Here is a 25,724-nt window from a genome sequence, read left to right as displayed (position 1 = left end):
TTAGGTGTAAATTGTCAATAAGGAGGGGAATTTAGAAATAAGTAAGCATGCATGCTCGTCACATGATTTCTTCACGACTTGCTTACACCGTCAGTCACGAGCCATTTATGTTCGTTGTCAACCGCAGTCGCGCCCTCGACCGTTTAGGCTTTCCTTGAGGACCATTACTGTTCAACCACACCATGACCTTTGAAGCAATCAAGTGCTTCTAAAAAGGAGAGACATCACGATGAAAAGATGGACAGAGCAGCAAATCATCTCATGCCTACAACAAGCAGCGAATGAACTCAAAGAATTCGATACGAAACAATACACACTCTGGGCCCGCAGCAAAGACGTCCCTTCCCTCTCGACCGTGATTTACAAATTCGGTTCCTGGCGCGAAGCCGTTCAAGCCGCTGAAATCAAAATGATGTACCGCTATTATTCGGACGAAGATATTTTAACCGCATTAAACGAGGCTGCCGAAGAGCTCGACATCTTTACGAGCCAAACGTATCGGGAGTGGGCCAAAGTCGCACAAGCCCCATCGCTCACCCTGATCAGCAGCCGGTTCGGCTCGTGGTCAAACGCACTGCGCGAAGCGAAGTTGCAGACGACGACGGCCCGCAATAACGAGGAGCGCATCATTCAAGCACTCATCGAGGCGTCCGCCGAACTGACACGTCTCACTTCACAGCACTACGCTGTCTGGGCGCAGGAGAAGGGATATCCGACCGTGGCGACGATTGCCCGGAAGTACGGTTCCTGGAGCTACGCCTTGTTCGTCCTCGATATTGCCCCACCGAAACGAAAATGGGACGAAGAAGACGTCATCGAGGCGCTCCGGGTTGCTAAAGATGAATTAAACCATTTCAGCATCCTTCACTACCGCAAATGGGCCGAAGGACGAAACGTGCCGAGCACGTCGACAATCAACGCCTTGTTCGGCAGCTGGACCGCCGCTTTGAAATGTATGGAACAACAGCAAGTCATCACATGACAAAAGCGCCGTCTCTCGATGAGACGGCGCTTTTGTCATGTGACGATCGTGATGAACAGCGGGATACCGACGAGCAAATTGAACGGGAACGTGACGGCGAGGGCGAGCGTCAAATAAAACGACGGCTCGGCTTCCGGGACGGACGCCTGGAGCATCGCCGGCGCCGCGATGTAAGAGCCGCTCGCAGCGAGCGTCATGAGCAAGATCGTACCCCCGTCAGACAAACCGGCCAGTCCGGCTGCAAAGTAGCCGACAATGGCCCCGATGAGCGGGAACATCGTCCCGACAATTAAAAACTTCATGCCGTAGGCCGGGACGTCTTTCAGCTGATGGCCGACCTTGACCCCAAGGCTCAGTAAGAATAAGAGTAAGACGCCCGGGAACAAGTCGACGAAGAATGGTGTCAGCGCCGACGTGTCCGGTGTGACGAATCCGACGACAAGGCCGGCGATGAGCAAGAGGATGCTCTTTGAGAGCATACTGTCCCGGATGACGGTGAACGACTGGCTCGGGGCGGCCGTGATGCCGAGCACACGCGTCTGGTTGTACAGTAAGAGCGCGACGACGAGACCGGGAATCTCGAGGACGACGACGAGCGTCGTCATGAACGGTTCATAGCTGATACCGAGCCGCTCGAGCTGGGCGGTCGCAGCGACATACGTCACAAGCGAGACCGAACCGAACGTTGCCGCCATGGCGATCCGTTCGTGAAAGCTGAACTTGAGCAGACGACCGAGTCCAAAAGCGACGAGCGGTAAAACCATCCCGAGGACGAGCGTCACGGCGAGCGGTGCCGCAAGCTCGTCAAGCGAGACAGCGGCGAGTCCCATGCCGCCTTTTAACCCGATGGCGAGCAGCAGATAAATGTTAAGCGTCACACTGAGCGATTCGGGGATTCTTAAATTCGACTTTCCGAGGGCGGCAATCACGCCCGTCACGAACAGGAGCACCGGGGCGCTCGTCAATAAAAACGTCAATAGTTCCATTGTTTCCTCCTAGACGACAAAAGCGCACACCAAAGAAAGGTGTGCGCTGCATGCCGACGGCTCGAACACGGTCGTTCCGTCTAGCCGACAACTGTCGGGGTAGTTTTTGACAGCTCCGTTTCAGGACGGCGGTGGAAAGTTCCCGTAGGCATTCTCCACCAATCCTGACGCGTCTCTGCTTCTAGTGTAAAAATGTCGTTACGCCTTGTCAATCACATCGTCCCACGGTGCATCCAACCGAAAGACGATGAGGCGTTCGCCTGTCTTCGTGCTGATGTCCGTATGGAGCGACACGAGCCGTCTCCCGAGTACGTCATGAATGATTGTCTCGAGTTGGACCCGGCCGGATTCGACTAGGTTGTTGCGGTATTTCTTTAACTGATCGCGACCACTCGACTTCGCGGCGAGTTCATACTCGGCCGGGGTCAAGACGCCTTGCAGCGTCACGATGGCCAAATCGCGGAGCAGGTCACTCTTACACGTTAATGAACCGCGCCCGAGATACTCTTTCTCCCATTGGGTGATCCGGGCGCTCAGTTCCATCTCGAGCTGACCTTTTTTTTTCATCGTTACTTCACGAATCCGATCATCATCTCGCGAAGGATCTTCGCGGCGGCAATCGCCGTCATGTCTGACTGATCATACGCCGGTGACACTTCGACGAGGTCGGCACCGATGATATCAAGGTCAGCATTGGCGATGGCATGGACCGACTCGAGCAACTCTTTCGTCGTGATGCCGCCGATCTCTTGCGTGCCGGTTCCCGGTGCTGCCGACGGGTCAAGGACGTCGATGTCGATTGTGACGTACACTTTTTTGCCGGCGAGCGTCGGCAAGACGCGCTTGAGCGGTTCGAGTACTTCATATTTGTACAAGTTGTAGCCGACTTCTTTTGCCCAGTCGAACTCTTCTTTCATCCCCGAACGAATCCCGAACGAGTAGCAGTTCGACGGTCCAATCAAGTTGGCCGCTTTTTTGAGCGGTGTCGAGTGCGAGAGCGGCTCGCCTTCGTAATCGTCACGAAGGTCGGTGTGCGCGTCGATGTGCAAGATGACGAAGTCGGCCCCGTACGCGTCATGCATCGCTTTGATGACCGGCCACGTGACGAGGTGTTCGCCGCCCATACCGAGCGGGAACTTTCCTTCCTTGATGACGTCTTTGACGAACGACTCGATCATGTCGAGCGATTTTTGGGCGTTGCCGAACGGAAGCGGGATGTCCCCTGCGTCATAGACGGCCGCTTCGTTCAAGTCCCCGTCAAGGTACGGGCTGTATTCTTCAAGTCCGATCGACACTTCACGGATGCGGTTCGGACCGAAACGTGAGCCCGGACGGAAACTGACCGTCCAGTCCATCGGCATGCCGTAAAGGACCGTCTTCGCATCCGTCACTTCCGGCAGGCTCGCGATAAACACTTTTCCTGAGTAGGCTTCATCGAATCGTTTGATCATTTCGTCAAGTCCTCCACGAATTTAGGAAGTACGAACGCCGCCGAGTGAAGCGCTGGCGTATAGTATTTCGTCTCGATGTCGTGGAACCGCTCAGCCGGTACTTGAAGCGGGTCGTACTTCTTCGAGCCGATCGTGAACGTCCATAAGCCGCTCGGATACGTCGGTACGTTGGCTGTGTACAGCTTCGTGATTGGGAAGATCTCTTTCACGTCACGCTGTACCGTTTGAATGAGTTCTGGTGTGAACCACGGGTTATCCGACTGCGCGACAAAAATCCCATCGTCTTTGAGTGCTTTCGAGATTCCCGCATAGAACCCTTTCGTGAACAAGTTCGCTGCCGGTCCGACCGGTTCAGTCGAATCGACCATGATGACGTCGTACTCGTTTTCAGATTTCGCGATGTGCATGAAGCCGTCGCCGACGATGACTTCGACGCGCGGATTGTCAAGCTCACCCGCAATATTTGGCAAGTATTTCTTCGAATATTCGATCACTTTCCCGTCGATGTCGACAAGAACCGCTTTCTCGACTGTTGGGTGTTTCATAATCTCACGGATAACTCCACCGTCGCCGCCGCCGACCACGAGAACGTGTTTCGGGTTAGGGTGCGTGAACAGTGGCACGTGCGCCACCATCTCGTGATAGACGAATTCGTCTTTATCCGTCGTCATGACCATTCCGTCAAGCAACAACATTGTACCGAACTCGTCCGTTTCGACCATCTCTAGTCGTTGAAACTCCGTTTGTTCGCTCTCATAAACGTGGTTAACCCGGAACGTGATCCCGTAATCTTCTGTCTGGTGCTCCGTAAACCATAACTTTAATTTTTGGTCCATCGATAGAACCCCTTTCTGTTCAAAAAGTTGTTCGTATGCGAGTGGCGTTTTGAGGCGCTTCTTATTCATACGATAGGAAGTATACAAAAACTGTCCGCATTTTGCACGATTTTTTTATTTATTCGTCCAGATGTGTGATTTTTCCATGTGGTTTAGCCGATAAACTGGATATAGATGTATTTTATAACAGTAAAGGAGGGATCCTATGTGGTCTCCTTGCGTGGCCTGCTCCACGACAATCCCGCTCTTTGAACGGGGCTTGTTGGTCGTCAACGACCAACCTCAGCCATACGAATCATTTGATGAACTCAAGACTAAACTATCTTCGGTCGAGGACAATGTATATTGTGTCAACCCTGCCACGAAACAGCAAACGCCGATTCTACCAGCAGTCGATTTGCTCGAACAGATCGCCAACCGTGACACGATCGAGCTGATCCAACACGGGGAGTTCGAAAGTCACTTGCAACCGATCATCCATCTCGACACAGGTGAGCGGTTCGGTTACGAGGCGCTCCTTCGCAGCCCGAACAATATCTCGCCTGGGGAGCTGTTCCGCGCCGCCAACCGGTTCGGACTTCATTCGAAGCTCGACCAACGCGCCCGGTCCGAGGCGATCAAAGCGACGTATCACGCCGTCGCACCTCACGAGAAGACGTTCATCAACTTCTTGCCGTCGACGATCTACAATCCTGACTACTGCCTGCAACACACGTTCGAAGTCATCGACCACTACGGGCTCAGTGCCGACCGCTTCATCTTTGAAGTCGTCGAGACGGAGCAAGTCCAGGACGTCGCTCATTTGCAGCACGTGTTCGCCACATATAAGAAACGCGGCATGAAAGTCGCGCTCGACGATGTCGGCGCCGGCTTCTCGACGCTCGATATGTTACAGCGGCTCGAGCCCGATTACGTCAAAATCGATCGGTCGTATATTTCGTTCTGTGACCAAGATGCCGAGAAACGTACGTTCTTGAAGAATGTGCGTCAATTGACGCGCTCGATGGGTATCACCATCCTCGCCGAAGGGATCGAACGCGCCGAAGAGGTCGACGTCTGTCGCGAACTCGGTTATGATCTCGCCCAAGGTTATTTCTTCGGAAAACCGTCTCCATACGCGCTATGAAAACAAGGCCTAGAGCGCGTGCTCTAGGCCTTTGTTTCAATAGTCATCTTCTTCTGTATCTTCATTCATATCGTCTTCTTGCATTTCCGTGTCATCGTTGTTCATCGGTTCCTCGTCCGCTCCCCCGCAAGCGCCGAGAATGATGCCTGTCGCGAGAAGCGACGCGGCCAATGTACCTTTTCTTTTCATCAAACACACCCCTTTTTGAAAGTTCTGCCGTATAATACGGTTTATTCCCTTGGCTTATCCAATCAAACGTCTTTTTAGAGTGAACTACTCACCACTTATTTGCTTCGCAAGCGATTCATCTCCCACCTACGCTGGGCTTCGCCCCAGACGCTTAGAGGTGGGAGAATTCTCGCTTAATTAGATTAAAACTGTCTGATTGGTGGAATCAATTTAATGATGACAACTGAACAGAAAGAAGGTGTACCTTTTGAAACGACGTGTCTTACAACTAATCGGAATGTTCGTCCTCGGCATCTTCCTTCTGCTATCGCTTTACTCGATCGATGGATTGATCCCGTTTTTGATCGGTGTCGGCATCCTCGCGCCGCTCATCGTCGGTTGGAATATTTTGTTTGACCAAGTTCAGCCGCAAGCGAAGCTCGCCTGGCTGCTCACCGTCTTATTCATCCCGTTTCTCGGCGCCCTCGCCTGGGTGCTATTCGGCCGGACACCGAAACGCCACCGCCGAATCAAACGAACTTCGTCTGAGATTCGGATGTTCCGGCAAGCGATCGAAGCCGACCGCGTCGAGACGACGAATGACGTATCCGACCGATTCCCTCTCACGAGAGCGCTCGAGAAAATGGGTGCGACCGGTGCCGACGGCCATACGGCGACGAAACTGCTCGTCAACGGAGATGAAAAGTACGACGCCGTGCTCAAAGATATCGAGCAAGCGACGCACCATATCCACGTCCAATATTATTTGTTCCGGACCGATGAGATCTCCCTGAAGATTCGCGACGCCTTAATCAAAAGATCCAATGAAAACATCACCGTCCGCTTTCTTTATGACGGTCTAGGCAGCCAAGAGATCAGTGAAGATTTCCTAGAGCCTCTCCGCGAGTCGCGGGTGCACGTCGAAGCGTTCGATCCGGTCGTACATCCGCTGCTCGTCTTTAACGCCAACTTCCGAAACCATCAAAAACTCATCGTGCTCGACGGACGAATCGCCTACACCGGTGGGCTTAATGTCGGCGATGAATATCTCGGCAGACATAAGAAGCTCGGTTTTTGGCGAGATACGCATTTGCGTGTCGAAGGACCGCTCGTCCGGGAGCTTCAGCGTCTGTTCATCGAGAATTGGCTTTATGCCGGACACGAAGAAGATAGCGAGACGTGGGACTTGTTCGCCGACGCTAAACACCTTCCAGAATATTTCATTAACGAACCGCAAGACGCGAACGGGGCGACACAACTACTCGTGACGTCTCCCGGTAAGGACGTCACGATCCGGGACGGGCTGATGCGTCTGTTGATGGAAGCGAAAGAATCGATCTGGATCACGACCCCTTACTTGATTCCGCCGCCCGAACTGCTCGCCGTGCTAGAAGTCGCGGGTAAGAGCGGCATCGACGTTCGCATCGTCGTCCCAGGACAAGGCGACGAATGGTTCAGTTTCCATGCGACCGAATATTATTTCGAGCAGCTGCTGAAACGTAACATCCGCATTTATAAATACAATCGCCATTTCATCCATGCAAAAACCGTCCTCATCGACGGCAAGATTGCGCTCGTTGGGACGGCTAACTTTGATTTCCGCAGCATGTATTTGAATCACGAGATGACGATCGCCCAGTTCGAGACGTCATCAATCGGTCAACTGCATGACGCGTTTTTGAAAGACTTCGACGAGTCGACTCTCGTCGACTGGTCGATGCTCCGAAAAAAATCGAACGGCAAACGGTTCATCGAGGCGCTCTGTCATATCTTCTCGCCGCTTCTTTGAAACGTACGCCAGAGGAGATAGATGAGCAAGAGTAGCGCGATCAGCACGAATTGCCAACCGGTCGCAACACGCATCACGGCCGTGACCGTGAGCGCCTCGATAAGGAGCGCCGGGATTTTCCCAATCGTGCTCGCCGCGGCGAACGACGGGAGCGTCATCCGGCTGAACGCGGCCGATAACGTGACGAGTCCGGACGGGACGAACGGCATGAGTCGCATCCCGAGGACGAGGAACCACGCCTCAACCCCGCTCGCTTCGCGGAGACGCTTGAAGCGCTTTCCGTTCGGTGACGTATACGTTTGTAGCGCACGTCGGTACAGTACGAAACTGATGACCGCTCCGACCGCCTCACCGATGATTGAGACAGTGACGCCGAGACCGAAACCGAGAATGTTTACGTTCAGCGCCGTCAAAAACGCGCTCGGCAACACGCCAGCGACGGCGACGGCACTGTTTAAGACGATGCTGATGACGACAAACAGCGGGATCGGGAGCAGTTCCCATTCCATCATTCAAACCCCATTTCAAAAGGCTGACCCCGCGAGGTCAGCCTTTGTTTTATTTCGCTTCGACTTCATCCCACGCGTCTTCGTCGACAGGTGGAAGGTGTTTCTCTTCAAGCTTCGCTACAACGACCGCACATGTCGCGTCACCCGTGATGTTGACGGACGTACGGAGCATGTCGAGGATACGGTCGACCCCGATGATGAGGGCGATCCCTTCGACCGGCAAGTTGACCGACTGTAAGACGAGTGCGAGCATGATGAGCCCGACACCCGGCACACCAGCCGTCCCGATTGAGGCGAGCACTGCCGTGATGACGACCGTCACGAGCTCGGTGATCGTCAAATCAGCGGCGAACACTTGAGCGATGAAGATTGTCGCGACCCCTTGCATGATGGCCGTTCCGTCCATGTTGACTGTCGCGCCGAGCGGCTGGACGAATGACGAGATCGAACGTGGGACGCCGAGCTTCGTTTGGGCGAGTTCCATCGACACCGGAAGCGTCGCGTTTGAAGACGACGTTGAGAACGCGAGCGTGATCGCTTCATAGAAGTTTTTAAAGAAGAAGACCGGACTCATCTTGCCAAGCAAGATGAGCGCTCCGCCGTAGACGATGGTCGCATGTAAGAACAACGTCAAGACGACGGCAAACATGTACCATGCCATCGCTGCGACAGCATCAAACCCGATACCGCCGATGGCCGAGGCGATCAACGCGAAGGCACCGTATGGGGCGAGCTTCATGACCAAGTGAATGAGATGCATCATGATGCGGTCCCCTTGTTTCACGAAGCGACGCCACGTCTTGGCACGTTCGCCGAGGGCGATCATCGCAAACCCGATCAACGCCGCGAAGACGATAATCTGTAGCATGTTCCCTTCAGCGAGCGCTTGAATCGGGTTCGTCGGAATCATATTGACGAACGTCTGGACGATGTTCGACGATTCTTCTGTCGTTGTCGATTCAAATGCTAGATTGGCTGTTTCGAAGTTGCCGCGTTCACCTGGCTTGATGACCGACGCGACACCCATCGCGAGTACGATAGCGAGCGCTGTCGTCGTCAAGAAGAATAGAAGCGCCTTCGACCCGACGCGCCCGAGCTCTTTCGGGTCACCTAGGCCCATGACACCGAGAATGATCGAGAAGAAGACGATCGGGACGACTAACATTTTAATCAAGTTCAAAAACACTGTCCCAACTGGGGATAGTATGTACGTATTGATCACGTCGTAGACGTTACCGGATAGGCCGGCGAGCCCGAGACCGACGATGACCCCTAAGGCGAGGCCAATCAAAATTTTCTTAGTTTCACTCATCGTGTCACCCTTTCTTTTTTACACAGTGCGTTTAGTATAGCATAATGCTAAATTTTCTTACAATTCCGCTTGAAACACACGCCATAACACGGTCATTTTCCCAAGTTGCTTCAAAAGAAAACAAAAAAGATTGGAGACCGTGACGGTCCAATCTTTTTACTCGGCAGCGAGACGCGCGAGTTCAGTATGAAGTTCGGTCGACTGGTCCCAAATCTCCGGACGGTGCTGTTGCAGAAACTCCGCGAGCACGCTCCGTGACGGCGCATCCATCATATCGATGAGGATCCGTCCTTTGAGCGACTTGTCCATTTGGTTGACGTGATACGGGAGCAATTTATACCCGCGACGCGCCTCCAAGTCAATCGACATGTCACAAGCCGCAATCCCGCCGTAGTAAAACCCTTCCGGCTTGCGTCCGACCGTCACCCAGACGATCCAATACGGTTTACCGTTCGGCACCGCTTCCGGGTCGGTCAAAAACTTGATCCGCTTCTCGATCGCCGACTTGGCGTGCATCGCACCCATGTCGATCACTGCCGTACCTGCCTCGACGTCGATGATGACGGGCGACATATTGTTCAAACTGAGCGATCCGACCCCAAAACCGCCGTGGCCGTCCGTCGCATCGTCAGCGATAATATTAAAGTTGATATCTTTCATGGCATTCCCTCCCCCTCTACTGTACACAAAGACGAGGGAACGTGGCAATCGCGAACGTCAGACCCACTCGATTCGAAACTTCGTGCCGGGTCCAACCGAACGAAGGAGCGGACGATCCGCTTCGATGACACGTCCGAGCACGTTGACCCGCTTGTCGGCCTGAAGGTCTGTCTTCGTCACTTGCATTTCGCCAGCATAGCGCCCGTAATCCATGTTGTCAATCGTGATCGTGCCGAGCGGTCGCTGTTTCGCCGCAACCGGTTCGAGCAAGCGGTCCCCAGGGCGACCATACGCCCGTGATTCGACGGAACGGATGACGTCGCGCGCCGGGTCCATCCGGTTCGTCTGGACGCGGTAGAGCGCCGCCTCGATTGTCGTATACGCCTCGGCCCGGAGGACGAGCATCCCGTCCCCGTATGACGCGAACTGTTCAACCGTCGCATCCGCTAGTCCCGGGTCACCGATCAAAATGCGGTCGACACTCCCCGTCAACTCTAAATAAGCAGCGAACGTCGACAGCTGCCGGTGGTCTTCAAGCGTCGGCAGTCGTTCGTATAGCGGTCCGCGGAGCGTCCCATCTCCCGGGATGAACGCCTGCACGCTCAACCCTTGTCGTTTCAACCAGTCATTTTTTTCGTCAAACCATTGCCGGTCGAGCCCGGTCTCTGGGCGCGGGTAGAAGTTGTGCCATGCTTCGACATTGTCTGTCATGAGCCCTTCCCGTTTCATCTCGTCGAGCTCTTCAGCAGTCAACGTGCTCGCGTTCAAGGCGACGGTCATCCGTTTCGACAGATCGGCGACCTGTTTCGGGGTCACCCCGTAATCGACGCGGAGGCCGGTCACGCCCCAGTCGATGAGCGTATGGGCGTCGTCCCACGTCTTCCCGAGCGCGGCGAGCGAAGTCGGGGCGATATCGGCGAACAGTTCCATGTCATGCTGTCGAGCGAGCGTGCCGAGTCGACGCAACCGCTCCGTGTAGACCGATGGATCGTCTTCCGGGATATGTAGCGATGTGAACAGTGACGTGAAACCGATCTCACGCATGCGTTTCATCCACACCGTGAACGCTTCTGTCAGCGGTTCGCTCAAGTAAACAGATAATCCTCTCATATAAAACAGCCCTCCCTATTCAAAAAGGTGACTCGAAAGAGCCACCTTGGTTGTTAAATACCATCCGCCATCTCTTCTTTGAAACCGAAGAAATACGTGAAGATGAAGCCAGCCGTATACGAGATGACGAGACCCCCAATATACGTCAAGTACATCCCATTGTCGATGAGCGGTGTGAGCGAGAGACCCGAGACCCCGATCCCGAGCGCTGCCGTCTGCATCGACGCTTGGAACGCACCGCCGACCGCGGCTCCCATACAAGCCGTCAAGAACGGACGACCGAGCGGAAGCGTGACCCCATAAAGAAGCGGTTCGCCGATACCGAGGAATCCGACTGGGATCGCCCCTTTGATGATGTTGCGGAGACGTTGGTTGCGCGTCTTCACGAAAATCGCAAGCGCGGCCCCGACTTGTCCAGCTCCTGCCATCGCAAGGATCGGCAAGAGCGCTGTGTTGCCAACGGTGTTCAGTAACTCAAGGTGAATCGGTGTCAAACCATGATGCAAGCCGACCATGACGAGTGGCAAGAAGAAGCCAGCGAGGACGGCCCCCGCGACCGGTCCGCCGATTTCAAGCACGGCGTTCAGTCCTTGCATGATGCCGTCTGACAACACGCCCGCGACCGGCATGATCGCATAGAGCGCCGTGAAGCCGACGACGAGCACCGTAAGCAGCGGCGTAAAGATAATATCAATCGAGACCGGCATGAAGCGGCGGACGTGTTTTTCGATATACGTCATGAGCCAAGCGGCAAAGATGACACCGAACAGTCCACCCCTTCCGACGACGAGTGCTTCCCCATAGATGACGATGTCGGCGAGTAACGGGTTGAACAAAATCCCCCCGGCAATCGCTCCGAGCACTGGCGTCCCCCCGAACTCTTTCGCCGTATTCCACCCGACGAGGATGGCGAGATAGGCGAAGACCGTGCTCCCGAGCACAAGCAGAATTTGCATCCACGTCTCGGTCCGGTCGACACCAGCGTTGACGGCAAAGTTTGCTGCCCCGTTGATGATCCCTGAAGCGACAAGTCCCGGGATGAGCGGGATGAAGATATTCCCTAAGCGACGCAAGAAACGTTTGAACGGTGACTTCTGTTTATCTTTCACTTTTTGACGCTCGATGGCCGCCCGCTCGTCAGGCGTCAAGTTCGCATCGACTGCCTCTTCCCCGATGGCGAGCCCCGTCTCACGGCTCAAGTGATCCGCGACACGGTTGACCGTCCCCGGTCCGACGACGATTTGCAGCGTCTCGTCATCGATGACGCCCATGACGCCGTCGATTTTTTTCAACGCCTCGATGTTCACTTTCGTTGGGTCTTTCAACGCCAACCGGAGGCGTGTCATACAGTGCGCGAGTTGGCGGATGTTCTCTTTTCCACCGACGTGCTCGAGTATGGCTTGCGCCAACACCTCTTCTTTCTTCATCTCGTAATCCCCCTTAAATCGCGTCGCGGACGAATCCGTTCGCGCGCTGTAATCGTTCGACTGCCTCCGCATAAGAGACGTCGGCTAAAATCATGACGATCGCCGTCTTGACGTGGCCGTTCGATGAAGCGAAATAACGCGCGGCCGTCTGTTCGTCGACCCCTGTCGCTTCCGCAATCATCCGTTTGGCCCGAACTTCCAATTTCTCGTTCGTCGGCTGCACGTCGACCATCAAGTTTTGATACACTTTGCCCACTCCAATCATCGACGCCGTCGAAATCATGTTGAGGACGAGTTTCTGGGCCGTCCCCGCCTTCAAGCGCGTCGATCCGGTCAATACTTCCGGTCCCGTCTCGACTTCGATTTTGAACTCGGCGTGGTCGCTGATTTTCGAACCTTCGTTGCAGGATAGCGCCGCCGTCGTCGCACCGACTTCACGCGCGTAATCGAGTCCGCCGATGACATACGGAGTCCTGCCGCTCGCGGCGATGCCGACGACCGTATCGTCCGGACTCAAGTGAAGCGCTTTCAAATCGTTGATTGCCAAATCCATGCTATCTTCTGCTCCCTCGACCGCCTTCACGAGCGCGCGTTCACCCCCGGCAATCAAGCCGACGACCATGTCCGCTGCCACGCCGAACGTCGGGACACATTCTGCCGCATCTAAAATACCGAGTCGTCCACTCGTCCCCGCACCGATATAGATCAAGCGTCCGCCTCGTTTAAACGATGTGATCGCTCGTTCTACGACTTGTGCGATGACCGGAAGCTGTTGCTTGATCACGTGAGGCACCGACTGGTCCTCTTCATTCATCACGCCGAGCAGTTCCTCAACCGTCATGTCGTCTAGGCGCATCGTCCGTTCGTTCCGTCGTTCCGTAGCCAATTTGTCTAACATCGCCACCATCCTTTCTTCTCTCTAGTTTTATTGTACTAATTTGAAATTAAAAGTCAAATTTATTTAAAAAAATAAAGAATTATAATTTCATAAACACTCAACTCGAGTGCCAACAAAAAAACTCGGCCGTTTGAGGACCGAGTTCGCTTCATTCGATGTCTTTTTTCAACACATGGACGTGGACACCATCCCCCGTGACCGAGTCTTGCTCATACACGTAGCCTTGCCGCTCCCAAAAACGACGGGCCCGCACGTTCGTCGGGAGCACACCGAGCCGGAACGTCGTCTGGAACGGACGCATGTGGTCCCGCTCGAGTTGATCGTATACCTTCTGGGCGAGACCGGTGCCGTGAAGTTGTTCGTCGACGAGGAGCAGGCCGAGCCAAAGTGAGCCGTCGATCGGGTGACGCCTCAACAAATCCGCCATCGCCACGATCGCCCCGTCGTCCTCCACGACGAGGCTGACCGTACCTGTCTCCTCGAAGTCAGCCAAATTCTCATCGCGGAACACTTCGAGCGTCTGAGCGTTCAATGCGGCGAACGCTTGTTGTGTCATGAGGAAAGCTGCCACTCGTTCGCGGTCTGACGCTTCATATCGGCGAATCATCGGCGCAGCTTCACCATCTCGTCGCGCGCCTCGGCGTAACGATCGATCAGCCCTTCGCCTTTTCGGTGCAACAGACCCATGTAGAGCGTGTCGATAATCGTCAATTGTGTCATCCGTGAGGCGATGCTCGCGATCCGGTAATCTCGTTCGACGGTCGGTGTGCACAGACGGACGTCCGCCTCGCGGTAAAGCGGCGACTTGTCGAGGTCGGTGATGGCGACGACGGTGACGCCTTTTTTCTTGGCGAACCGGACGAGCTCGAGCACGTCTTTCGTCCGGCCCGACGTGCTGATCGCGACGAAGACGTCGGTCGGCCCGAGATGTGGGATGAGCGACAGCATGTAGTGAAAGTCTTGCGACGTCAGAGCGGCGTAGCCGAGTTTCGTGAACTTGTACTGCGCGTCATAGGCGGCCGTCGATGACCCGCCGACTCCGTAGAAGATGACCCGGTTCGCGCGAGCGAACGTATCGATCGCGTGTTCGAGTTCGCGTTTGTCCATCGCCTCGGCACATGCCTCGATGGCCATCTTGTTCACGTGGATGACTTTTTGGAACGAGTCGTACGGCGTGTCCTTCTGTTGGAGGACGTTAAAGTCAGTCAGCATCGTCTCTGTGATCGCCAAGTCTTTGACGAGGGCGAGCTTGAACGATTTGAAGCTGTCGATCCCGACGACGCGCGCGAAGCGGACGATGCTCGCCTCTGACACGTCGGTCTTTTGGGCGAGTTCTTTCGTCGTCATATTCGGGACGAGCGTCGAATGGGTCAAGATGTAGTCCGCGATTTTCTTTTCGACGGACGTCATCTCGCCTTGGGCGAGCTCGATTTTTTTCAGTAAGGATTCCATCAGGTCATCCCCTTCCTGCTACTAGTTGCTGTATTTAATGATAGCGGATTCTTTCCCTACATTCCAACTTGGACACGAAAAAGGCTGAGCTCGCGCTCAACCTGCAGGTGAGACTTATAAGTTTTTCGTATTGAACGTGTCGCCACCTTGGATTGTTCCATTTTGAAAACCTTTATCAAACCACCGTTTCCGTTGTTCCGACGTCCCGTGCGTGAACGAGTCCGGCGTGACGTAGCCACGTGCTTGTTTTTGTAGCGTATCGTCACCGATTTGGTGCGCCGCGTTCATCGCCTCTTCGACATCACCCGCCTCTAAATAACCCATGCCTTGGGCGTGATGTGCCCAAACACCGGCATAGTAGTCGGCTTGAAGTTCGAACCGTACCAAATACGTGTTGAACTCGGTCTCGCTCATCTCGTTTCGCAGCGGCATGATCTCGTCGGTCGTGCCGAGCAACGTCTGCACGTGGTGTCCGACCTCATGGGCGACGACGTACGCCATCGCGAAGTCGCCCGGCGCGTTGAAGCGCTGACTGAGTTCGTCATAGAAACTCAAATCGATGTACAGTTTCTGATCACCCGGGCAATAAAACGGTCCGACCGCAGAGCCAGCGATCCCACATGCCGACTCGACTTGTCCTGAGTAGAGGACGAGCGTCGGTTCCCGATACGTCAACCCGTTCTCGGCAAAGATGTCGGTCCACACTTCTTCGGTGTCCCGTAGGACGACCGAGACAAAGTCCGCCATCTCTTCTTCCCGTGCCGAGCCTTGATACGTCTCGGAAGACTGCGGCTCACCAATTCCGATATTGTTGACGATGTCTCCCGGGTTACCCCCGTTCAAAAGCGTGAAGACGATGACTAAAATGAGGCCCAAACCGCCGCCGATTCCCGCAATCCCTTTCCCCCCAACACTTCGCCCCCGTCGGTCTTCGACATTCCGACTCGCCTGTCTGCCTTTCCATTTCATGCGATTGTTCCTCCCGCTACTAGTCTGTCTTGTTACTTACCCGGATTCATCTCGTTTCGCACCTGCTTTTTCACATTTTCCCATCGTATTCGGTGTTTGAGTCCTAACCAAGTAGGAAACAGGTTAAGAGAACGTTTACTTTAGGGAGGAATTAAGATGGGATTAGCAAGCGACTTGAAACAATTGCGTCAGATTGAATGCAAGGACAAGTGTGTGCTATCGGTCTACCTTAATACAGGACCTAACCAACAAGGCGACTGGTCAATCCACTTGAAGAACGGCTTGAAGCGAATCGGTGAATATTTAGAGGCGTCCGGTGACGAGACGCAACTGAAGAACTTCAAAAAAGTACGTAAGCAAGTCGATCAGGAACTCGGCAAACACCGGAACGACTTGGCGCGAAGCCTAATCATTTTTGCTTCGGAAGAAAACGATTTATTTGAAACATACTACCTTCAACACGATGTCGAGACGTCGTTCCACTGGGAAACGAAGCCAGTACTTGAACCACTCGAGGCGTTACAACAAAAATTTCCGTCCACCGGTATTATTTTGACGAACCTCGACCACGTGACGGTACTCGACACCTCACTCGGGCACATCGATGCGACGTTCGAATTCGCGTTCGACCCTGAGACCGAGGAGTGGGTTCGGTTTGAAGGGACGGCTTCGGGTGACCGTATGGCGTCGAGCAGCTCGCAAGTCGATAAATTCGATCGTCGACTTGCCGAAAATCTCGGTCGGTTCTACCGTGACCTCGCCCAAACCGTCGAACAGATGAAAGGTGCACACGACTGGGAAGCGCTTGTCGTCATCGGAGAAGCCGAGCTGTCCAACTCGTTCCGTGACGAGTTACGGACGAAACCAGAGCGCGTCGTGCACAAAAACTTGTCGAAATCGAGTGCGCCTCACATCATCGAGGCTGCATTCCATTGATTTTTCGCTTTCCTCTCGACTAGTGATTCTCTAAAATAGAAGAGAACTAGAAAAGGAGGAAATAATATGCCATACGTTACCGTAAAAATGCTCCCGGGCCGTACTGTTGAACAGAAACGTGCCTTGATTGAGAAAGTGACGGACGCCGTCTCAGAGACGACGAACGCACCGAAAGAAAACATCACCGTCTTCATCGAAGAGATGGACGCGACGAACTACGGTCAAGCCGGTGTCATGCACGCCGACAAAAAATAACGCCAGGCACCCGCGCATCCAGTTGGACGCGCGGGTGTTTTTTCAGTCTTCTAAGTTCACTTCGAACCGCTCGCTCGGGACGGTCGGCTTGATCAAGTGCCGGGTCGCCCGCCAGACGTGATAACCAAGCCGGTCGAGCCAAAGGAGCGCTTGAACTTTGCGAATCGTCTGCTCCATTTCAAGCTGGTTCGCCGCCGTCTCCTCTAACATCTCGGCCCGATGCGCTTTCCGGTACTCGGCGAGCTGCTTCGACGCCGTCTTCCATTGTTTCGAATCTTCCGGCGGCGTGTGATGGTTGAGGGCATCGACAAGCTCGAGCTCGTGCAAGACGAGCTGACGTGCGACTAAAAAGTCGGTGTCGCGGAGGGCGTCGACGGGATCGACTTCGCGCAGGACGAACAGCCAGCGCTCCAAATGATCGATCGTATGGAGCAGTGACAAGTGTTGTCCGTAGTCGTTGCGGCCCTGTCCTTCTTCCAATTGAATCGTGCTCAAAAACACCCGGACGTCACCGAGCGTCTTCTCGACGAGCTGCAACTCGTCCTCCCGCTTGCGCGCTTCCGTCAATAACAGTTTCGTCTCGTTTCCGAGATAGCGCTCGATTTCAATCAACGAACGTCTTGCCGCCTCGAGTGCGACCGTCGGAATCCGCGACATGTTCGGGTCGAGGAAACGGATCAGCTTTTCAGACCGACTCGGCACCCATTTGAGCAACCGCCGGCTGAACGCTTCGTGAAACGGCAGAAACGTCAGCACGCCAAGCAAGTGAAACGACGTATGGAACAATGCGAGCCGCAATAGCTCATTCCAATTCAACCAGTCGGCCACGCGATTGACGACACCAAACAAGAGCGGGAACGTCAGCCAGCCAATCAACAAAATCGAACTATGAACGAGTACGTGTCCGAGCACGATGCGCCGCGCTGATTTCCATCCTCCGAGCGAGCCGAGCGCGACGACGAGACTCGTTCCGGCACTCTGCCCGAGTACGAGGAATGCAGCCTGCGCGAGCGTCACCGTGTCGGTCGCGAGCGCCGTCATCGTCAAGACGAGACCGATGCTCGACGATTGCAAGACGACGGTCATGAACAGGCCCGTGCCGAGCAAGGCTAATTGATGAAGCGGTGTGTCGGTGTCCCAGCCCGAAAACGAGAACGTGACGACTTCCCGCATCGCTTCTTGAAGTGTGCCGATGCCGACAAAAACAAGTCCGAGACTGACGAGCAACATCCCAATCCGCTTGACCCGTCGTCCGATCAAGCGGAGCGCCATCCCGACGCCGATGAGCGGCAGTAAGAGCTCCCGAATGTCGACGTTGTAGCCGAGGAGCGCTACGATCCATCCCGTCGTCGCACTACCAGCGTTCGCTCCGATGACGAGCGTGAGCGCCTGCGTGAACGTCAACAGCCCTGCGCTGACGAAACTGATCGTCATGAGCGTCGTCACAGTCGAGGACTGGAACAACGCCGTCATCGTCGCACCGAGAAACGCCCCTGCCACCGGTCCTTCCGCCATGCGGTTCAACCGCTCTCGCAGTCTTTCCCCGGCCAAGCTTTTCAACGTATCGATCAACAGCATCATCCCTAACAAAAAGATGCCGATTCCGCCGATGAGCGTCCCAATCCCCATGGTGTCACATCCTTTTCAAGCGATTCAATCGCCGCGTAACGTTGACAACATCCATGATTTTTCTGAGGCGTGGTCTTTCAAGTTCAACAGCACGTCCTCAGGGTAATAGATTTTCTCGTCCGACTGTCGCGAATTCAAAATCGATTGGACGAGCATCGACACCTCTGAAATTTCGCGACGGTCGCCGTCGTTCATCTGTAAGTAAATCCCTTCGTACGTACCGTGCCCTTTATATAGATCATATGGCAGCTGGCTGAGCTGGTCCTCGAGCAAATAATAGCGCGTCGGCAACCCGATCGCTTCCATCGTCGACCGTAACCGGTCCATATAGCGGACGCGGTTCGCTTCCGGGAAATTTTTGTACTTTAACAGGCGACGATTGACGAAACGGCTCGCCAGATCGGCCAAAATCGGGTCGGCCTCGTCCATCCATTCTTGAAAATAGAAGTAGACGATCGTCTCGTCGAGCTTCAGATAGTGCTCGAGCGTCATCTCGTCATGGTTGAAGATCGGCAAGAAGTGCTTCGGTGTCATCTCAAACACATAGCCCGACTCATACAGCTCTTGGGCCCGCTCGAGCACGGCTTTTAATAGCAAGTCACTCGAACGCGTCGCCGGATGCAGATAGACTTGCCAATACATTTGATAGCGCCGCATGATATAGTCTTCGATCGTATGCATCCCCGACTGTTTGACGACGATTTGATCTTCGTCCGGCCGCAACACGCGCAGCATCCGCTCGAGGTCGAACTTCCCGTAACTGACGCCGGCGAAATGGGCGTCGCGAAGTAAATAGTCCATCCGGTCGACGTCGAGCTGTGAGCTGAGCATGTTGACGATCAGCCGGTTCGGGTGCGTCTTGTTGATGATGGCCGCGACTTCTTCCGGGAACCCGACGCCCATCTCGGAGAGGACTTTATTCACTTCCGTGTCCCCTAAGATGATCCGTTCCGTCCAGATTTCATGGCGGACCGAGAAGACGTGCTCGAACGCGTGCGAGAACGGGCCGTGCCCGACGTCGTGCAACAGTGCCGCCGCGAGCAACAGCTCCCGGTCGCGGTCGTCCCATTCCGGATAGTCGCGGAACTGGTCGATCAACTGCCGGGCAATCTCATAGACGCCGAGCGAATGGTGGAATCGGGTGTGTTCAGCCCCGTGGAACGTCAAAAACGACGTCCCGAGCTGCTTGATCCGACGTAACCGTTGAAACTCTTTCGTGTTGATCAACTCCCAAATGAGATGATCGTAGACGTATATATAGCGATGGACCGGGTCTTTAAACACTTTTGACCCAGATAGCTGACCTCGTGATGTGTACATGTTGGTGCCCCCTGCGTTTTATGTATTGTACTGATTCGACTTCTTCCGAGTCGTTCCCTCCATGCTATAATGAGGAAGACATTATTTTTTGAAAAGGAATTATGCATATGATCCATCCACTTTTACGGCAACCGACCTACCGCCTGATCGACCAATCATCGCTCGGTGCGGCGTTTCAAGCCGAGCAATCATTCGCGACGGACGATACGCTGTGCGCGTCGACGAAACACCAAGGCGCCGTCTTTCGGGCCTGGGTCCATCTGAACACAGTCGTGCTCGGGATTCAAGACGCGCGGCTGCCTCATCTGCGCGACGGGATTCGACTGTTGCACGAACATGGCTATCGTCCCGTCATCCGTAACTCAGGAGGACTTGCGGTCGTCCTCGACGAAGATGTATTGAACCTATCTCTTATTCTACCCGAGAATGACGGCATTCAAATCGATAGCGGCTATGAGGCGATGACGTCGCTCATTCAACATATGTTCAAAGACGTGACGGACAAAATCGTGCCTGGAGAAATCGTCGGTTCGTACTGCCCGGGTAGCTTTGATCTATCGATTGACGGTAAAAAGTTCGCCGGCATCTCGCAGCGACGCGTCCGTGGCGGTGTCGCCGTCCAAATTTATTTGAGCGTCCGCAAGAGCGGAAGCGCTCGTGCTGAACTCATCCGTGACTTTTACGACCGTGCCATCCAAGGCGAAGCGACACGATTCACGTACCCGGCCATCGTCCCGGAGACGATGGCGTCGCTCGAAGACTTGCTTCACATCCCGCTCACCGTCGAGGATGTGCTCCGCCGCGCCTATGACGTGCTCGGGGAGACGAGCCGACTCGTCCCGGCAACGCTCGACGCGGACGAACAAGCGACGCTCGTCGTTCAGCTCGACCGCATGTGGCAACGAAACGAACCGATCCGCGACATTGAACACCAACTACTAGAGGAGTGATCCAACCATGTTCAAAATCATAACCGATACCGGTGCTGATTTGACGCAAGACCAGATCGTCGAATACGGCCTCGAGATGTTACCGCTCGGGGTCATCATCGACAACGAAGAGTTTTTAGACGGAGAGACGATTCAGCCGAAAGAAGTATATGACGCGATGCGTGTCGGCAAGACGCCGAAGACGTTCCAAATCGAGGCGGCCCGGATTGAGCGCTGTTTCCGTCAACATCTCGAGTCTGAGATCCCGTTCCTTTACCTCGCCTTCTCGGGCGAACTGTCCGGTACATATCAGACGGCAGTCATGGTCGGGAACTTGCTTAAAGAAGAATACCCGAACAGCACGTTCCATATTCTCGACACGCGGACCGCGTCGGTCGGTCAAGGGTTGTTCGTCCGAACGGTCGCCGAATACGGCCAAGACCATACGTACGAGGAGACGATCGCCTACGCCGAGTCGCTCGTCGGGAAGATCCGCCACTTGTTCACCGTCGAATCGCTCGAGTACTTGATGCGCGGTGGCCGCGTCTCGAGAGCGAGCGCGTTCATCGGGGACTTGTTGACGATTTTACCGCTGCTCACTGTCCGAGATGGTAAGCTCGTCCCAATCGAGAAGATTCGCGGTCATAAAAAAATGATGCGGCGCATCGTCGAGTGGATGACCGAGTCAAAACCGCTCATCGAAGGACATCATATCTTTATCGGCCACGGGGACGACCCGGCCAAAGCCGATCAGTTGGAAGCATTGCTACTTGAACAGATGAATCCGGCCAGCGTGACGAAGACGATCGTCGGTTCGGCGATCGGCGCGCACACGGGGCCTGGACTCCTTGTCGTCAGTTACTTCGAGGCGTGAAATTAAACTAAAAGCAGCGAGCACCCTCAAGGGCGCTCGCTGTTTTTAGTTATTCCAGTTACGGAAGCCGTCACCGAATTCGAGGTGGAGTTCGGCACCGAACATACCGTTCTCAAACGTCGGGACGTCGACCGGGAGCTTGCCTCCTGGTTTGACTTCACCGAAAATGGCGCGAATACCAGCCGGGAGGTTTGGTCCAGCCGACTTGGCGTTACCTGCTTCAGAGTCCGGTCCGTTCGGGTCACCTTTAAAGCCATAGATGAGCAGCTGGGCCGGCGCATCCGGTTGGACGGCCACATCGTACGGGTTACGAAGGCTGAGCAACACCGATTTCTTGCCCGTCTCGTTGGCATAGCGGAACACTTCTGCCGGTACGTAATTATCGGCCGAGATCGATTTCAGCTTGGCGCTGTTGTTGACGTTCGAGCCGACGATGATGTAGTCGGCCGCCTCGACTTTTTGTTTTAAATCTGGGTTTTGGTCAAGGTGCGGTGTCGACGCCGTATAGTTCGCCGTGATGACGTTCACTTGCTTCATGTTGCCCGCGTTCTTTTTAAGCGATTTGATCGTCTTGACCATGCTGTCGGTCTGATCTTTTGCTGGCGAGATGACGAGCACCGTCTCCCCTTTTTTCGGTTTGAACGGAAGTGTCTTGTCGTCGTTCTTCACGAGCGTGACGGCCGCTTCGGCAATCTCACGTTCTGTCGCTTTATGCTCGGCACTACCGACGACCGCATTTGCTTCCGCGAGTTTCGCCTCGAGCGTCGTCGTATCCACTGACTCGCTCCAGATGCCGCGTTCCGCTTTCAGCTTCAAGATCCGTTCGACCGCTTCATCGATCTTCGCTTCTGGCAAACGGCCGCTCTCGATAGCCGCTAAGACGTCCTCAAAGATCGTCTCAAGTTTCACGACGTCCGCGTTCGACCGTAAAATCGTCGGCATGAGGGCGATATCGACGCCCGCCTCAAACGTCTTGATGACCGCCTCGGCTTCGGTGAAGTTGTCCGTGATCGCCTTCATGTTGAGGGCGTCCGTGATGACGATGCCGTCATAGCCCATCTCGTCACGCAAGACGCCGGTGATGACGTCGTCAGAGAGCGTCGCCGGGAGCGGGAACGTGCCGCGCGGTGAGTTGACGACCTCATCCTCGATTTGTGGCATCCCGATATGGGCCGTCATGATCATATCGATGCCTTCCGTGATGGCCCGCTTGAACGGCAACAGCTCGAGCCCGCGCAAGTCTTCGAGTGACTTATCGACGATCGGCAAGCCGTAGTGCGAGTCGACGGCCGTGTCGCCGTGTCCCGGGAAATGTTTCGCCGTCGCGGCAACGCCTTGGTCTTGAATCCCTTGCGTCAGCGCCGAGCCGAGTTCACCGACGAGTTCCGGATCACTCGAGAACGAGCGGACCCCGATGACCGGGTTGGCCGGGTTGTTGTTGACGTCTAAGACCGGACCGAAGTTGACGTTCACCCCGAGCGCGTTCAACTCTGACCCGATGATGTTCCCCGCATCATACGCGTATTGGCTGCTCCGCGTCGCCCCAAGCGCCATGTTCCCCGGTAAGTTCGTGCCGGTCCCGAGTCGGGTCACGATCCCGCCTTCTTGGTCGATCGTGATGAAGAGCGGGATGTCGTTGCTGTCGTCTTGCTTGACGACTTCTTGCAGGTCGTGGACGAGTTTCGTCGTCTGTTCGGTCTCGGTCACGTTTTCCGCGAACAAGATGACGCCTCCAAGGTCAAACCGGTCGATGACCCGCGCCACATCTGGCGCGAGTGCCGTATGATTCGCCCCGTTCCAAAGTCGGAAGTCTGGCATGATCATTTGTCCGAGTTTCTGTTCAAGCGTCATCGCCTCGAGTTGCGCGTTCACTCGTGTCTCAATCGATGGCGCCGGTGTCTCTTCTGCCACGATCGCGCTTGCCATCGGGACGGACGAGCCGAGTAACGCTGTCGTCAATCCGAGTGTTACTGTCCAGTTCAGTACTTTGTTCATGTTTTCACTCCTTTTTGAAAGTTCCCCCGACCACAAACGAAAAGGCATGGAGGAATAAGCGTTGCCTCACCAACGCTCGTTCACCCCACGCCTGATCGAATCAGTTACATATGGTCATTATTCAGGTGGTCAACGTCAGTATAGCAATTCAAAAAATGGGAAACAATGACTTTGATGAAAGCGTAACCATTTTGAAACATTTGACCTGTCTTGGAACACGTTCCACCTGTATTGGCAAAGCCAATAATTTGAGTGGTTCGATTTTCATTTGTTTTTTGGTAAACTCATTTCGTTAGGGGTTGACATGATAAAGGGGGAATCCGAAGTGGCAAGAGGAGAACTGAAACGAAAGCCAGAATGGCTGAAAATCAAATTGAATACGAACGAGACGTATACCGGCCTTAAAAAGATGATGCGGGAGAAGAATTTGAACACGGTGTGCGAGGAGGCGAAATGCCCGAACATCCATGAATGTTGGGCCATCCGCCGCACGGCGACGTTCATGATTCTCGGGAGCATCTGTACACGGGCCTGCCGCTTCTGCGCGGTCACGACCGGTAAACCGAACGAACTCGACTGGGAAGAGCCAAAACGCGTCGCCGAGTCGGTTCGGCTCATGAACTTGAAACACGTCGTCATCACCGCCGTCGCCCGCGACGACTTGAACGATTACGGGGCGACCGTGTTCGCCGAGACGGTCCGCGCTATACGCGCGATGAACCCGGAAACGTCGATTGAAGTATTGCCGTCCGACATGATGGGCGACTTCTCGGCACTCCAGACGTTGATTGACGCGGGGCCGGACATCATGAACCATAACTTGGAGACGGTGCGCCGCTTGACGCCGCGAGTCCGGGCCAAAGCGACGTACGACCGCACCCTTGAATTCCTAAAACGTTCCAAAGAATTGAATCCGGACATCCCGACGAAGTCGTCGATCATGCTCGGTCTTGGCGAGACACGAGAAGAATTGATTCAAGCGATGGACGACCTTCGGGCCCATGACGTCGATATCTTGACGCTCGGTCAATACTTGCAGCCGACAAAGAAGCACCTCGACGTCGAGCGCTACTACCACCCGGACGAGTTTGCCGAGTTGAAAGAAATCGCCTTGTCAAAAGGCTTCTCACATTGCGAGGCCGGTCCGCTCGTCCGCTCGTCATATCACGCCGACGAACAAGTCCATAAGGCACGTCGCCATACGATGTTGCCAATCGATTGAGAGAAAGAAGAGACACGATGACTGATACAACATGGCACATTTTAACGACACAATCACTCGCTCCGGCTGAAAACATGGCAATCGATGAAGCGGTCGCGGGTTGGGTCGCCCGCGGCGAACTGAAGCCGACGCTCCGCTTCTATTCATGGGCCCCGCACGCGATCAGCGTCGGGCGGTTCCAACGGGCGACGCGTGACCTTGACCGTGAAGCGCTAGCAGCGAACGGCATCCCCGTCGTCCGTCGCTTGACTGGGGGCCGGGCCGTCTTACACGCCGACGAATTGACGTATAGCGTCATCTTGCCCGAAACGACGCCGACACTCCCGACGAACGTCATCGAGAGCTATCGCCTGTTGACCGAAGGCGTCCGCCGCGGCTACCGAGCGCTCGGTGTCCCGGCCGAATTCTCGGTACCGTTGACCGAAGAAGACCGCGAAGTATTGCGGAAACCGAAGTCGGCCGTCTGTTTCGACGCCGCTTCTTACTACGAACTCGCCGTCGACGGCCGTAAAGTGGCGGGCAGCGCTCAAGTCCGGCACCAAGGGGCGGTCTTGCAGCACGGATCGATCCCACTGTCGATCGATGATGACGTCTTGTTCGACTGCTTCAATATGGAAGCAGACGAGAAAGTATACGCGAAAGCACGGTTCAGCAGCAAAGCGGTCGCTTTGAACGAGACGCTCGGCCGCTTCGTGACGTTTGACGAAGTCGCCGTGGCGTTCGAGGACGGGTTCCGCGACGCGTTTCAACTGACGTTCGAGCCGCTCGTGTTCACGGCGACGCAACGAGATGAGATTGCGCGTTTAGTTGAAAAGTATGAGAGTGACGACTGGGTCTGGAAACGCTAAAATATGTGAACCAAAAATGTCCCGCTGAAGCGCTTCAGCGG

Annotated in this window: 26 protein-coding genes; 9 read left to right on the top strand and 17 right to left on the bottom strand. The window is 54.9% G+C overall.

All coding sequences use genetic code 11. From position 1 onward, the window contains the following. Positions 1 to 229 precede the first annotated feature (229 nt). On the top strand, positions 230 to 982 hold the full coding sequence (locus EVJ30_RS06835; protein ID WP_131457752.1) for a homing endonuclease associated repeat-containing protein: 753 nt from the start codon (positions 230 to 232) through the stop codon (positions 980 to 982). A gap of 35 nt (positions 983 to 1,017) precedes the next feature. Here the strand turns inward: EVJ30_RS06835 and EVJ30_RS06830 are convergent, their stop codons facing one another. The 4 genes from EVJ30_RS06830 to speE form a co-directional block, all read right to left on the bottom strand. Continuing rightward, positions 1,018 to 1,968, bottom strand: a complete 951-nt coding sequence (locus EVJ30_RS06830) for a sodium-dependent bicarbonate transport family permease (protein ID WP_131457753.1) — start codon at positions 1,966 to 1,968, stop codon at positions 1,018 to 1,020. A 198-nt stretch (positions 1,969 to 2,166) separates the two neighbouring features. Beyond that, positions 2,167 to 2,535, bottom strand: a complete 369-nt coding sequence (locus tag EVJ30_RS06825; protein WP_131457754.1) for a Na-translocating system protein MpsC family protein — start codon at positions 2,533 to 2,535, stop codon at positions 2,167 to 2,169. Between the two features lie 2 nt (positions 2,536 to 2,537). Beyond that, a complete protein-coding gene (gene speB / locus EVJ30_RS06820; protein ID WP_131457755.1) occupies positions 2,538 to 3,419 on the bottom strand; it encodes an agmatinase in 882 nt (293 codons plus the stop codon). Then, complete coding sequence (speE, locus tag EVJ30_RS06815) at positions 3,416 to 4,255, bottom strand: spermidine synthase (protein ID WP_070328241.1); 840 nt, start codon at positions 4,253 to 4,255, stop codon at positions 3,416 to 3,418. Before speE ends, speB begins: the two co-directional genes overlap by 4 nt. A gap of 205 nt (positions 4,256 to 4,460) precedes the next feature. Here speE and EVJ30_RS06810 point away from each other — a divergent pair, with 205 nt between their 5' ends. Further along, positions 4,461 to 5,381: an EAL domain-containing protein gene (locus EVJ30_RS06810; RefSeq protein ID WP_201738335.1), complete on the top strand. Its 921-nt coding sequence runs from the start codon at positions 4,461 to 4,463 to the stop codon at positions 5,379 to 5,381. Positions 5,382 to 5,417: 36 nt separating this feature from the next. Here the strand turns inward: EVJ30_RS06810 and EVJ30_RS15145 are convergent, their stop codons facing one another. Beyond that, positions 5,418 to 5,570, bottom strand: a complete 153-nt coding sequence (locus EVJ30_RS15145; protein ID WP_161566971.1) for a hypothetical protein — start codon at positions 5,568 to 5,570, stop codon at positions 5,418 to 5,420. Between the two features lie 238 nt (positions 5,571 to 5,808). On the opposite strand from EVJ30_RS15145, the gene cls reads away from it, so the two are divergent. After that, the gene (cls, locus tag EVJ30_RS06805; RefSeq protein ID WP_131457756.1) at positions 5,809 to 7,338 is read left to right on the top strand and encodes a cardiolipin synthase; all 1,530 of its coding nucleotides are present in this window, start codon (positions 5,809 to 5,811) and stop codon (positions 7,336 to 7,338) included. Here the strand turns inward: cls and EVJ30_RS06800 are convergent. The 9 genes from EVJ30_RS06800 to ypfJ all read right to left on the bottom strand — a co-directional run bounded on the left by EVJ30_RS06800 (position 7,314) and on the right by ypfJ (position 15,675). Continuing rightward, positions 7,314 to 7,847 carry a TVP38/TMEM64 family protein gene (locus tag EVJ30_RS06800; RefSeq protein ID WP_236634096.1) on the bottom strand — a complete coding sequence of 178 codons (534 nt, stop codon included), beginning with the start codon at positions 7,845 to 7,847 and terminating at the stop codon, positions 7,314 to 7,316. The genes cls and EVJ30_RS06800 overlap by 25 nt on opposite strands. Positions 7,848 to 7,896: 49 nt before the next feature. Next, the gene (locus EVJ30_RS06795) at positions 7,897 to 9,159 is read right to left on the bottom strand and encodes a dicarboxylate/amino acid:cation symporter (RefSeq protein ID WP_131457758.1); all 1,263 of its coding nucleotides are present in this window, start codon (positions 9,157 to 9,159) and stop codon (positions 7,897 to 7,899) included. A gap of 156 nt (positions 9,160 to 9,315) precedes the next feature. After that, positions 9,316 to 9,819 (bottom strand): YwhD family protein, encoded by a 504-nt coding sequence (locus tag EVJ30_RS06790; protein WP_070328246.1) that lies wholly within the window; start codon positions 9,817 to 9,819, stop codon positions 9,316 to 9,318. A gap of 57 nt (positions 9,820 to 9,876) precedes the next feature. Further along, positions 9,877 to 10,929 (bottom strand): DUF871 domain-containing protein, encoded by a 1,053-nt coding sequence (locus EVJ30_RS06785; protein ID WP_131468487.1) that lies wholly within the window; start codon positions 10,927 to 10,929, stop codon positions 9,877 to 9,879. Between the two features lie 53 nt (positions 10,930 to 10,982). Further along, complete coding sequence (locus tag EVJ30_RS06780; RefSeq protein WP_131457760.1) at positions 10,983 to 12,356, bottom strand: PTS transporter subunit EIIC; 1,374 nt, start codon at positions 12,354 to 12,356, stop codon at positions 10,983 to 10,985. 13 nt (positions 12,357 to 12,369) lie between these two features. Beyond that, positions 12,370 to 13,263, bottom strand: coding sequence for an N-acetylmuramic acid 6-phosphate etherase (gene murQ / locus EVJ30_RS06775; RefSeq protein ID WP_131468485.1), 894 nt, complete (start codon positions 13,261 to 13,263; stop codon positions 12,370 to 12,372). Positions 13,264 to 13,402: 139 nt separating this feature from the next. Beyond that, positions 13,403 to 13,861: a GNAT family N-acetyltransferase gene (locus EVJ30_RS06770; protein ID WP_131468483.1), complete on the bottom strand. Its 459-nt coding sequence runs from the start codon at positions 13,859 to 13,861 to the stop codon at positions 13,403 to 13,405. Then, entirely contained in the window at positions 13,858 to 14,706 is an 849-nt protein-coding gene (locus EVJ30_RS06765) for a MurR/RpiR family transcriptional regulator (protein ID WP_070328251.1), read from the bottom strand. The genes EVJ30_RS06770 and EVJ30_RS06765 overlap by 4 nt, the downstream gene beginning before the upstream one ends. A 114-nt stretch (positions 14,707 to 14,820) precedes the next feature. After that, positions 14,821 to 15,675 carry a KPN_02809 family neutral zinc metallopeptidase gene (ypfJ, locus tag EVJ30_RS06760; protein ID WP_131468481.1) on the bottom strand — a complete coding sequence of 285 codons (855 nt, stop codon included), beginning with the start codon at positions 15,673 to 15,675 and terminating at the stop codon, positions 14,821 to 14,823. Between the two features lie 156 nt (positions 15,676 to 15,831). Here ypfJ and EVJ30_RS06755 point away from each other — a divergent pair, with 156 nt between their 5' ends. Both EVJ30_RS06755 and EVJ30_RS06750 read left to right on the top strand, forming a co-directional pair. Then, positions 15,832 to 16,611 (top strand): VLRF1 family aeRF1-type release factor, encoded by a 780-nt coding sequence (locus EVJ30_RS06755; protein ID WP_070328253.1) that lies wholly within the window; start codon positions 15,832 to 15,834, stop codon positions 16,609 to 16,611. A gap of 66 nt (positions 16,612 to 16,677) precedes the next feature. Beyond that, positions 16,678 to 16,866: a 2-hydroxymuconate tautomerase gene (locus EVJ30_RS06750; RefSeq protein ID WP_070328254.1), complete on the top strand. Its 189-nt coding sequence runs from the start codon at positions 16,678 to 16,680 to the stop codon at positions 16,864 to 16,866. Positions 16,867 to 16,908: 42 nt separating this feature from the next. Here EVJ30_RS06750 and EVJ30_RS06745 read toward each other — a convergent pair whose 3' ends face one another. Both EVJ30_RS06745 and EVJ30_RS06740 read right to left on the bottom strand, forming a co-directional pair. Beyond that, positions 16,909 to 18,495 carry a Na/Pi cotransporter family protein gene (locus EVJ30_RS06745; RefSeq protein ID WP_131468479.1) on the bottom strand — a complete coding sequence of 529 codons (1,587 nt, stop codon included), beginning with the start codon at positions 18,493 to 18,495 and terminating at the stop codon, positions 16,909 to 16,911. A 24-nt stretch (positions 18,496 to 18,519) separates the two neighbouring features. Beyond that, on the bottom strand, positions 18,520 to 19,815 hold the full coding sequence (locus EVJ30_RS06740; RefSeq protein ID WP_131468477.1) for an HD domain-containing protein: 1,296 nt from the start codon (positions 19,813 to 19,815) through the stop codon (positions 18,520 to 18,522). Positions 19,816 to 19,922: 107 nt separating this feature from the next. Between EVJ30_RS06740 and EVJ30_RS06735 the strand changes: the two genes are divergently transcribed. Next, positions 19,923 to 20,765 (top strand): lipoate--protein ligase family protein, encoded by an 843-nt coding sequence (locus EVJ30_RS06735; RefSeq protein WP_131464669.1) that lies wholly within the window; start codon positions 19,923 to 19,925, stop codon positions 20,763 to 20,765. 7 nt (positions 20,766 to 20,772) lie between these two features. Next, positions 20,773 to 21,618 carry a DegV family protein gene (locus EVJ30_RS06730; protein WP_131468475.1) on the top strand — a complete coding sequence of 282 codons (846 nt, stop codon included), beginning with the start codon at positions 20,773 to 20,775 and terminating at the stop codon, positions 21,616 to 21,618. Positions 21,619 to 21,663: 45 nt separating this feature from the next. Here EVJ30_RS06730 and EVJ30_RS06725 read toward each other — a convergent pair whose 3' ends face one another. Then, positions 21,664 to 23,613: a glycoside hydrolase family 3 protein gene (locus tag EVJ30_RS06725; protein ID WP_131468473.1), complete on the bottom strand. Its 1,950-nt coding sequence runs from the start codon at positions 23,611 to 23,613 to the stop codon at positions 21,664 to 21,666. 304 nt (positions 23,614 to 23,917) lie between these two features. Between EVJ30_RS06725 and lipA the strand changes: the two genes are divergently transcribed. Both lipA and EVJ30_RS06715 read left to right on the top strand, forming a co-directional pair. Further along, a complete protein-coding gene (lipA, locus tag EVJ30_RS06720; protein ID WP_131458782.1) occupies positions 23,918 to 24,835 on the top strand; it encodes a lipoyl synthase in 918 nt (305 codons plus the stop codon). A gap of 17 nt (positions 24,836 to 24,852) precedes the next feature. Further along, positions 24,853 to 25,683, top strand: coding sequence for a lipoate--protein ligase family protein (locus tag EVJ30_RS06715; RefSeq protein ID WP_131458781.1), 831 nt, complete (start codon positions 24,853 to 24,855; stop codon positions 25,681 to 25,683). The last annotated feature ends 41 nt before the right edge of the window (positions 25,684 to 25,724 follow it).

The sequence above is a fragment of the Exiguobacterium sp. SH5S13 genome (genome assembly GCF_004337085.1).
Lineage (GTDB): Bacteria > Bacillota > Bacilli > Exiguobacteriales > Exiguobacteriaceae > Exiguobacterium > Exiguobacterium aurantiacum_A.
The sequence above is the reverse complement of the archived record's forward strand: the minus strand, read 5'-3'. Positions and strand labels throughout refer to the sequence as shown.

Bases quoted from the DNA above. Each gene is read 5' to 3' on its own strand.
- EVJ30_RS06835 (WP_131457752.1), top strand. From the start codon at position 230: ATGAAAAGATGGACAGAGCAGCAAATCATCTCATGCCTACAACAAGCA.
- EVJ30_RS06830 (WP_131457753.1), bottom strand. From the start codon at position 1,968: ATGGAACTATTGACGTTTTTATTGACGAGCGCCCCGGTGCTCCTGTTC.
- EVJ30_RS06825 (WP_131457754.1), bottom strand. From the start codon at position 2,535: ATGAAAAAAAAAGGTCAGCTCGAGATGGAACTGAGCGCCCGGATCACC.
- speB (WP_131457755.1), bottom strand. From the start codon at position 3,419: ATGATCAAACGATTCGATGAAGCCTACTCAGGAAAAGTGTTTATCGCG.
- speE (WP_070328241.1), bottom strand. From the start codon at position 4,255: ATGGACCAAAAATTAAAGTTATGGTTTACGGAGCACCAGACAGAAGAT.
- EVJ30_RS06810 (WP_201738335.1), top strand. From the start codon at position 4,461: ATGTGGTCTCCTTGCGTGGCCTGCTCCACGACAATCCCGCTCTTTGAA.
- EVJ30_RS15145 (WP_161566971.1), bottom strand. From the start codon at position 5,570: ATGAAAAGAAAAGGTACATTGGCCGCGTCGCTTCTCGCGACAGGCATC.
- EVJ30_RS06800 (WP_236634096.1), bottom strand. From the start codon at position 7,847: ATGGAATGGGAACTGCTCCCGATCCCGCTGTTTGTCGTCATCAGCATC.
- EVJ30_RS06795 (WP_131457758.1), bottom strand. From the start codon at position 9,159: ATGAGTGAAACTAAGAAAATTTTGATTGGCCTCGCCTTAGGGGTCATC.
- EVJ30_RS06790 (WP_070328246.1), bottom strand. From the start codon at position 9,819: ATGAAAGATATCAACTTTAATATTATCGCTGACGATGCGACGGACGGC.
- EVJ30_RS06785 (WP_131468487.1), bottom strand. From the start codon at position 10,929: ATGAGAGGATTATCTGTTTACTTGAGCGAACCGCTGACAGAAGCGTTC.
- EVJ30_RS06780 (WP_131457760.1), bottom strand. From the start codon at position 12,356: ATGAAGAAAGAAGAGGTGTTGGCGCAAGCCATACTCGAGCACGTCGGT.
- murQ (WP_131468485.1), bottom strand. From the start codon at position 13,263: ATGGTGGCGATGTTAGACAAATTGGCTACGGAACGACGGAACGAACGG.
- EVJ30_RS06770 (WP_131468483.1), bottom strand. From the start codon at position 13,861: ATGATTCGCCGATATGAAGCGTCAGACCGCGAACGAGTGGCAGCTTTC.
- EVJ30_RS06765 (WP_070328251.1), bottom strand. From the start codon at position 14,706: ATGGAATCCTTACTGAAAAAAATCGAGCTCGCCCAAGGCGAGATGACG.
- ypfJ (WP_131468481.1), bottom strand. From the start codon at position 15,675: ATGAAATGGAAAGGCAGACAGGCGAGTCGGAATGTCGAAGACCGACGG.
- EVJ30_RS06755 (WP_070328253.1), top strand. From the start codon at position 15,832: ATGGGATTAGCAAGCGACTTGAAACAATTGCGTCAGATTGAATGCAAG.
- EVJ30_RS06750 (WP_070328254.1), top strand. From the start codon at position 16,678: ATGCCATACGTTACCGTAAAAATGCTCCCGGGCCGTACTGTTGAACAG.
- EVJ30_RS06745 (WP_131468479.1), bottom strand. From the start codon at position 18,495: ATGGGGATTGGGACGCTCATCGGCGGAATCGGCATCTTTTTGTTAGGG.
- EVJ30_RS06740 (WP_131468477.1), bottom strand. From the start codon at position 19,815: ATGTACACATCACGAGGTCAGCTATCTGGGTCAAAAGTGTTTAAAGAC.
- EVJ30_RS06735 (WP_131464669.1), top strand. From the start codon at position 19,923: ATGATCCATCCACTTTTACGGCAACCGACCTACCGCCTGATCGACCAA.
- EVJ30_RS06730 (WP_131468475.1), top strand. From the start codon at position 20,773: ATGTTCAAAATCATAACCGATACCGGTGCTGATTTGACGCAAGACCAG.
- EVJ30_RS06725 (WP_131468473.1), bottom strand. From the start codon at position 23,613: ATGAACAAAGTACTGAACTGGACAGTAACACTCGGATTGACGACAGCG.
- lipA (WP_131458782.1), top strand. From the start codon at position 23,918: ATGATAAAGGGGGAATCCGAAGTGGCAAGAGGAGAACTGAAACGAAAG.
- EVJ30_RS06715 (WP_131458781.1), top strand. From the start codon at position 24,853: ATGACTGATACAACATGGCACATTTTAACGACACAATCACTCGCTCCG.